At 39.6% G+C, this 3192-nt stretch carries 3 protein-coding genes and 1 pseudogene; 1 reads left to right on the top strand and 3 read right to left on the bottom strand.

Going from position 1 to position 3192, the window contains the following annotated elements; genetic code table 11:
• The 3 genes from AC6F75_RS07905 to hemA form a co-directional block, all read right to left on the bottom strand.
• Nucleotides 1-243: uroporphyrinogen-III synthase (locus AC6F75_RS07905; protein WP_500714440.1), on the bottom strand; the 243-nt coding region annotated here is incomplete at its 3' end.
• Between the two features lie 37 nt (nt 244-280).
• Nucleotides 281-1228: a hydroxymethylbilane synthase gene (gene hemC / locus AC6F75_RS07900; RefSeq protein ID WP_500714439.1), complete on the bottom strand. Its 948-nt coding sequence runs from the start codon at nt 1226-1228 to the stop codon at nt 281-283.
• A gap of 76 nt (nt 1229-1304) precedes the next feature.
• Nucleotides 1305-2570, bottom strand: a complete 1266-nt coding sequence (gene hemA, locus AC6F75_RS07895) for a glutamyl-tRNA reductase (RefSeq protein ID WP_500714438.1) — start codon at nt 2568-2570, stop codon at nt 1305-1307.
• Nucleotides 2571-2773: 203 nt separating this feature from the next.
• Here hemA and AC6F75_RS07890 point away from each other — a divergent pair.
• Nucleotides 2774-3192: pseudogene (locus AC6F75_RS07890) on the top strand (AraC family transcriptional regulator); the annotation flags it as partial.

Raw genomic sequence — 3192 nt, 5'->3', positions numbered from 1 at the left:
GGCTTCCAGCATTGCCTTGGTTTTCACTCCTACGCAAAAACAATTGTTAATTTGAACTTTTTGATCAACCAAACTATTTACAGCATTCTGACTGGTGATGATGGCGTTTTCAATTTTGGGTTTCACCTCAAAATCTATAGGTTCAATTGTTATGGTATCATATTCCACCAGCCCGACGTCAGTCTGCAGCAAGAGGCTGCGCTGACTTAAGGTGAGTTTTTTTGTGGACAATACTGTTGGCATATCTATACCCCCGCGAAGGCGGGGGTCTCGTCATTTTTTAGTTCAACTCCTTTTTAATCTTCTCCATCAACTCCCTTCCGCCACTATTCAAAAGCTCTTCTGCACATAGCCGACCCAAGCCGTTACTTTTCTTAATGGAAACTGTTTTTTGAACAGTAAACTTTTGCGTTCCGTCAAGGCTTAACAAATTGCCTTCAAAAGTAACTTCACCACCATTAATCGTTGCCAAAGCACCGATGGGAGCGGTACAGCCTCCTTCCAAAACTTTTAGAAATTCACGTTCGATATGGACACAAATTTCGGTTTCTCTGTGGTTGAGTTTGGCGAGTGCTTCACGAATGTATGTATCTTTTTCCATCGCTACAACCAGCATGGCTCCCTGAGCGGGCGCGGGGAGCATCCAGTCTAAAGCCTCCCCCAACCCCCTCCCAAGGAGGGGGCTTTTAGAATTTGACGGGTTAAGCCCTAATCGTTCAAGGCCGGCTTCGGCAAAGATGGCTCCGTTCCAGTTGTTGTTTTTTAGCTTTTGTAAACGGGTGTTTACGTTTCCGCGCAGATCTACCACTTGGTGTTGTGGATATTTATTGAGCCATTGTGCCTTTCGGCGTAAACTGCCTGAAGCGATTGTTCCTTTGTCTTCGTTAAGAAAATCAAGACCTTTATTTAAAAGAATATCTTTTGTGGAGGCGCGTTCCAAAACGGCAGCTTCTACAATGCCCTTGGGCAATGCGGTGGGCACGTCTTTCATAGAATGTACGGCAATATCCACTTTGCCTGTAATCATTGCTACATCCAGTGTTTTTGTAAAAATGCCGGTAATGCCCATTTCATAAAGAGGCTGATCAAGGTTGAGGTCGCCTTCTGATTTTACGGGAACGAGTTCGGTTTTGTAACCTAAATATTCTATTGCAGATTTTACTTTGTTGGCTTGCCAAAGCGCGAGTTCACTGTCTCGGGTTCCTATTTTTATTGTTTCAAGTTTCAAGTTTTAGGTTTCAAGTTTTGCGCTTGATTTGAAATAATCATGATAGAAAAGCGCTTCGGTTATTTTGGAGTTATAATTATTCCTTTTCGGTAAAAGTCTCTTCTTCCAAAAGGAATACTTTTTCGATTAAATCAATGACTTCATTGGTGCTGCCATTGGCACTTCTGAGGTGGTTGGCAAAATGGGTAGTAATTTTCTGAATCACTCGACTGGTGATGATTTCAGCCTGATATTCATCAAAGTTTTCAATCTTCTTACGCTGATAGTCCAGCTCGGCATCTTTGATGGTTTTTAGTTTTTTCTTTAATGCACTGATGGTGGGGGCAAACTTTCTGGTTTCCTGCCAGAGATTGAAGCCTTTTTTGATTTCTTCAATTATAGCTTCTGCATGGGGGATAAATGCTTTTCTTCTTTCAAGCGTGTTATCAGTAACTTTAGAAAGGTAGTCCAGGTGAATCAGTTCAACATTCTCCAATTCAGAAACGTCGTCTGAAACGTTTTTTGGAATTGACAAATCCAGAATAAGCAATTTTCTTTCAGAATAAATCAATTCCTTGGAAACTGTGGGCGTTTGGGCTCCGGTAGCAACAATCAGAACATCAGTATTTCTGATTTCAGCTTGTAAATCGGCATAATCTTTCACAACGAGATTGAACTTACCGGCGATTTTTTCGGCTTTGTCTTTTGTTCTGTTGATTAAAGTGATATGTGGATTTTTGGTGTGCTTTATTAAGTTTTCGCAGGTATTACGACCGATTTTCCCCGTTCCAAAAAGCAAAATATTTTTTTCGGAAACGTTTTCGACATTGTTCAAAATGTATTGCACTGAAGCAAAACTAACCGATGTGGCTCCTGAAGAAAGTTCGGTTTCGTTTTTAATACGCTTGCTGGCTTGAATGACAGAATTCAAAAGTCTTTCTAAAAACGGGTTTGTTAAATCGTGCTTTTTGGAACGTTTAAATGCGGCTTTTAACTGGCTAATGATTTCAAAATCGCCCAAAATCTGGCTGTCAAGGCCGGTTCCCACCTGAAACATAAATGATACAGCATCCTTGTTTTTATAAACATAGGCCACTTTTTCAAACTCTTCTGCGGTGCCTTCTGTGTTATTGCAGAGTAGTTTTATTAATTGATAGGGATGTGAAGCAAAGCCGTAAATCTCTGTGCGATTACAGGTTGAAGTTACCAATAGTGCTTCAATGCCGTCAACTTTTGCTTGTGTCAACAAAGCTTCTTTGCCTTCTTCGCTAAGGCTGAATTTGCCTCTCACTTCGGCATCGGCTTTTTTGTAACTTAGGCCAACTGCATAAAAAGAAGTCTGTTTTGCTAAAGCGTTGTTCATGAATTTATTTTGGAATCGATGTGCAAATGTAAACGAACAAAAAGATAAAAAACAACGCTAAAAGTACTTTTTATGTCGTTATGCGTTAATTTGGAATTAAAAAGTCAAAAACAATGAGATTTATCATACTTTTGTGCTAAACAAAGGGGGTTTGAAGCACCTACTTTAGAATGATTCTAAATAAATAAATCTAAAATCAAATCATGATTATCGAAGAAAATAACGCTGTAAGTTCCCTAAAGACCATTTCATTTGAGGAGGGTTTTGTGGTAATGTATCTTCAAAACGATACTGCTGAAAAACAACAAATTGAGCGTCGAGCGGACAGCAATTACATACAGTTTCACTTTTGTTTGAAGGGTCAGGCGGTATTGCTTTTTAATGACGGGCGATATACGTTGCCATTGGTGGAGGAGAAGTCGCTATTACTATATAACCCGCAAAGTGAGTTACCCATAAACATTAGTGTTTTTCCAAAATCCTGGATCGTTTCGGTATTGGTGAGCATCAAAAAATTCCACACACTTTTTTCTGAAGAATCTTCTTATGTTGATTTTTTGAATGAAGAAAGTAAAGACAAAAAATATTATCAGGACGGGCAAATTTCTCCGGCAATGGCTGT

This window comes from Planktosalinus sp. (assembly GCF_059864935.1).
This window is presented reverse-complemented; position numbering and strand designations above follow the sequence as displayed.